The 4,863-nt window shown below is 38.2% G+C and carries 3 protein-coding genes and 1 pseudogene; 1 reads left to right on the top strand and 3 read right to left on the bottom strand.

The window, feature by feature from the left end; genetic code table 11:
- Positions 1–444 precede the first annotated feature (444 nt).
- On the bottom strand, positions 445–933 hold the full coding sequence (locus tag ACHSBP_RS00215) for a GNAT family N-acetyltransferase (protein ID WP_395387891.1): 489 nt from the start codon (positions 931–933) through the stop codon (positions 445–447).
- A 219-nt stretch (positions 934–1,152) separates the two neighbouring features.
- On the opposite strand from ACHSBP_RS00215, the gene ACHSBP_RS00220 reads away from it, so the two are divergent.
- The gene (locus ACHSBP_RS00220; RefSeq protein WP_395387892.1) at positions 1,153–1,563 is read left to right on the top strand and encodes a VOC family protein; all 411 of its coding nucleotides are present in this window, start codon (positions 1,153–1,155) and stop codon (positions 1,561–1,563) included.
- A 23-nt stretch (positions 1,564–1,586) separates the two neighbouring features.
- Here the strand turns inward: ACHSBP_RS00220 and ACHSBP_RS00225 are convergent, their stop codons facing one another.
- Positions 1,587–4,298, bottom strand: coding sequence for an ATP-binding protein (locus ACHSBP_RS00225; protein ID WP_395387893.1), 2,712 nt, complete (start codon positions 4,296–4,298; stop codon positions 1,587–1,589).
- A gap of 474 nt (positions 4,299–4,772) precedes the next feature.
- Positions 4,773–4,863 (bottom strand): annotated as a pseudogene (locus ACHSBP_RS00230) (elongation factor Tu); the annotation flags it as partial.

Here is a 4,863-nt window from a genome sequence, read left to right on the forward strand (position 1 = left end):
TCTTTATTCCGTTGGTCACTCAGTTCAATTAAGTCTAAATTTTGTTACGCTTTAAAAGCGTATGTTAGAACTTAATCTGTACGAGTGCCCACACAGATGATTGCTTAAATTTTTAAAGAACAGTGCAAACAACCTTGTGTTTGCCGCGACGCTTCGTCGCTGTTAGGGCTGCGTATGTTACGCTTTCCTAATTTTTTGTCAACACTTAATTTTGATTATTTTTCTTATATTTTTAAGAAAGTTTCAAAACTCAGTTTTACTTGACTCACCGAACTCGTGATTCGCTGCTATGCTGCGTCGTTCCCCGTGTTGGTGGAGGCGCATTATAGAGAGATCCGGATTTGGATCAACCCCTATTTCAAACTTTTTTTAGTTTTTTGGATCGTTTGGGCGAAATACGTACAAACTGCTCGTTTTTGTACGTTTTCTTCTCAAGAATGCTCTTTAAAGCGAGTTTACTTGTGAATTTTGGGCCTCAGTATTAAATGATTGCTGCGTCACCTCACCCCAATATTCATCATTAATCTTTATTTCAGTGTAGTTTGCATTGAAGCTTGTGATTGCGTTTCGCCAAAATTGCGTTGCCTTGCTTGCACCCGCAATCTGTTTAATCTGCCATGCACCACCATAGTGTTGCCAAATCCAACTCGCGAATTTACGTCCTAATCCTTGCTCTCTTAAACTTGGAACTATGTAAAACTCACACACCTCAAACTGTTTATTAGCAACTTGTTTAATTGCTGCAAAGCCAATTGGCTTACCTTCTAAATAACAGAGCAAACCAAAAACATTATCAACCAGCTCTGTGTCAAGATCGAACAGCCCCATGTGGTTAGGTAATTTACCTGTGATTTTTGAAAACTCAGCTTCATACCCTTGTAACAAGTTTAAATACACACGCATGTTGGTTTGTTCTACTACAACTACTTCCACTGCTATAACTCATTTGACCAATAATTTGTCAATCATCACACAAAACCGCTGTTAAAAAAATATAAATAGTGCTTTACCTCAATCTAACTTGAGCTTTTATAGTCATCCTGCTTTCTCAATTTAAGGAATGATTTTATGCACTCATTTACACGCTACCTTTGTACTTTAAACAAATATTCAGTCTTGATATCAACTTCAGCATTAAAATAAGGAACCACAATGTTTTTGGAACACGTTAATTTAGTTGTTACTGATCTAAATAAGTCACTGACTTTTTATCAAGCTGCTTTTCCACACTGGCAAATTCGCGCAAAAGGAAGTGGTGAGTGGTACGGCAAGCCGCGGCAATGGCTGCACTTTGGCGACGATTCTAATTATATTGCATTAAGCGACCATGGTGAGGGAGAGATAAGAAAACTCTCTGGTCATCAAACAGGACTAGCGCACTTTGCCTATGTTGTGAAAAATTTAGATGCACTCATAATGCGTATGTGTGACGCAGGCTTTTTTGTCGATAAAGGCAGTGAGCACCCTTTTCGTAAAAATGCGTATTTTATTGACCCTGACGGATTTGAAGTGGAGTTTGTCGAGTATTTAAGTGATCTGCCTTCTGAGCGAAATAGCGATTAGCATATACTTGGCCTTCTAATGTGTTATTCCCTAGTTACAGTTAACTGGACTAAGGTCTCAATTAATTTATTAATATCGATGGGTTTTGCAAGATGAGCGTTAAACCCTTCACTTAAATACCTTGTTACATCACTTTCAAGTACGTTTGCGGTTAACGCGACTATTGGGATGGTGTTATTTAGTTGCCGAATATATTTGCAAGCTTGTTCACCATCCATCTCTGGCATTTGAATATCCATAAAAATGATGGCTGGGTTTTCTTGTTGAAACAAGTCGATTGCTTGTTTTCCATTTTCAGCGATTAATAATGTTGCTTTCGCTGGCGCCATAATTGCCTTAAACACAGTTTGATTTACTTTATTATCTTCAGCCAACAAAATGGTTGTGCCATTGAGTGACGGCATCGTTAACTGTGCATCATCTCGTGGTTTTAATACTTCACGACTTTCGTGTATCAATGGAATTGTGAGCTTAAATTGAGAACCTTTATTTAGCTCACTCGTCACTTCAATTTTACCTTTCATTAAGTGAACGAGTTGTGCAACGATTGCAAGCCCTAAACCTGTGCCTCCGAATCGACGTGTTGTCGACGTATCTGCTTGTTCAAACCGTTCGAACAAACGTGTTACTTGGGTATCGCTCATACCAATACCTGAATCTGCTACTTCGACTTTAATACCTCGCTTATACTTTACAACCTTGACGTCAATTTGACCTGAGTCTGTAAACTTAATCGAGTTACTAATTAAGTTGAGTAAGATCTGCTTAATACGTGTCGGGTCACCTTTCCACACACCTGTTACTGAAGAGGTTGAATGTAGTTTCACTACTAATCGTTTTACATCTGCAATACTCTTTTGCTCAGTTACCGTGTCTTTAACCAATTTTTCTAAATCAAATTCGGTAGATTCAATTTCGAGTTTTCCGGCTTCTAACTTAGATATATCGAGAATATCATTAATTATAGTTAGCAGTGTTTTACCTGAAGAAAGCGCACTGTCAGTGAGCTCTTGCTCTTTTGCCGCTTGTTTGGATTTTCTTAGCAATTGCAATGTGGATAAAACAACATTTAACGGGGTACGAATTTCATGGCTCATGTTTGCAATAAATTCGTTCTTTACTTGATCTGCTTTTTTGAGTTGTTCAATTACTGTGGCTAATTGTGCTGTTTTGTCTTTTACCTTACGCTTTAGCTGATCGTTAAAACCCGCAATAATTAAAGTAAACATCACACCAATTGCTGCAATAATAAAACCCACAATAAGTGTAAGCCAACTTAACCAATCCTTTTTGGTATTTTCAAAACTATCGGTACTCTCAAAATGAACCAGCCAATCACGGCCAAACCATGCTAACTGATAAGATTTAGCGAAGTGTAGACTATGGCTCGTATTATGTTGCTGTTCTAAACCTGCAACGTACGGCGAACTAGGCGATTGCTTGTCTGAAATTGAAAAATGATAATAATCTGAAGAGGCATCCTCAAGCATTAGCTTTTCAAGCGACTTATCAACTTCAATCACCACTTCGGCGATACCTAATAGCTTGTCGTCACTATTTCTAAATACCGGAAAGTAAATTACATTGCCTGTTAATTTATCTGATTGTTGCTGTAAGCGAACCGGCGGTGTTGCTTTAATTGCCCGTGCATTTATCGCTTCAAATACGGTATCACCTGCAATTGGGTGACTCGCTAAATCGAGACCAATAGCCAAACTATTAGTAGCGTATGGCGCTGTTAGACTGATTGGAAAAATTTGTGAAAACTGCCTGCTTTCATCGATGATTCTAAGTTTTGATCCTTCTAGCCCTCGTTCAGACTGTTTTTCATACCAAACTTCTAACTCTTCACGCTCTAAACAATCTAACCAAGCAATTGCACGGTAAGGAATACCGCCATTATTAAGAGATGATGCAATTAACTGAAATTCATCAATATTGGGATCAATACCATTACGAAACAAAGTTGCCAAAGCAAACAGGTTAGTTTCGATTTGTCGTTTGAGTATTTGTAATTCGTAAACTTTCTTTTCAGTAATATCTGCGAAAGTTAGGTTTAAATTTTTACGATACACTTCTTTTGAATAAGAAAATGTAAAGCACACGGATATCAGCAATAAGGTACCAGTAACCAATACAACTTTAACGTTACTCACTGGGCTAAAAAGCTTAGATGGAAGTAACATGCCAAATAATGGGAAGAAAAACAGCACGCCAACACTGTCGCCAACCCACCAAGTGAACCAAACAAAATCGACGATGCTAAATGGAATAATGCCCTGTAAGTATAAAGAGCTAGTACCAATTGTTGCAGATACCATACAAGCAAACGGACTGACTAAAACTAGCGCTTTTAACAAGGGTTTTGCTGCATTTAAGCTAAGTGGAAAATCACACAGTTTTTTTAGAAGCAAACAGCTAATGGCAGCCTGCAACAAAGCACCCGCAGCACGAACACTGTTCCACATAAAATCGGAAACAGAAATAGAAAAAATATCGTTTCCTGAACTATAAATATTTGCCAGTAAAGCGCCGACAAAGATTGGTATATATGCCTTACTACCATAGCGCAGTGCGACAATTGCGGCGTACCCAGCAGCTGGCCATACTGCACTCGCAAAACCAGGCTCTATACGAAAGAAAGTACCGAATACACCAAAAGAATAATAACCAAGCATGATGAGTACAAAAATAACTACATCGTTGCGAAGTAATCTTGTAAGAGTAAGCGGCATTCAGTAAGCCTTATTTTGTATAATGAACTGTTTAAACATAGCACAAAAGTTAGTTCATAATACGATTAATCAAATGCTTAAATGTTTCACGTGCTGACTACAGCAACTATATAAAATTATAGCGGGTAACAGATCGCATTAGGCTTTTGAAGCACTAGAGCAATACTTAACTCTTGGGATAGCGAAGCGTTAATTGTGCAACAAGTGCGATATGGGGTAATAAGTAACGCTGAATATTAATGAATAGCGAATGAGGAAGTTCCATTCATTCAACTGCTCTACAAAGTAATATGCTTAAAAGCTAAGTACACTGTTTCTGAACGGCTGTTCAAGGCAAGTTATCGCCAAACGATCGGTAATATAAAATGATGTGAAACGAGAACGTTAAATTAAACAAAGTATCGGTATTTTTGACATAAAAAAACCCGAGCCTAAACTCGGGTTTTTCAATGCTTATGCATTAACTATCAAGAATTAGTCTTCGATAGTTGCTACAACACCAGCACCTACTGTACGGCCACCTTCACGGATCGCGAAACGTAGACCTTCGTCCATCGCGATTGGA

This window comes from Pseudoalteromonas sp. XMcav1-K (genome assembly GCF_044005875.1).
Lineage (GTDB): Bacteria > Pseudomonadota > Gammaproteobacteria > Enterobacterales > Alteromonadaceae > Pseudoalteromonas > Pseudoalteromonas spongiae.

Excerpts from the sequence above, each read along its gene's own strand:
- ACHSBP_RS00220 (WP_395387892.1), top strand. The coding sequence starts at position 1,153 with ATGTTTTTGGAACACGTTAATTTAGTTGTTACTGATCTAAATAAGTCA.
- ACHSBP_RS00225 (WP_395387893.1), bottom strand. The coding sequence starts at position 4,298 with ATGCCGCTTACTCTTACAAGATTACTTCGCAACGATGTAGTTATTTTT.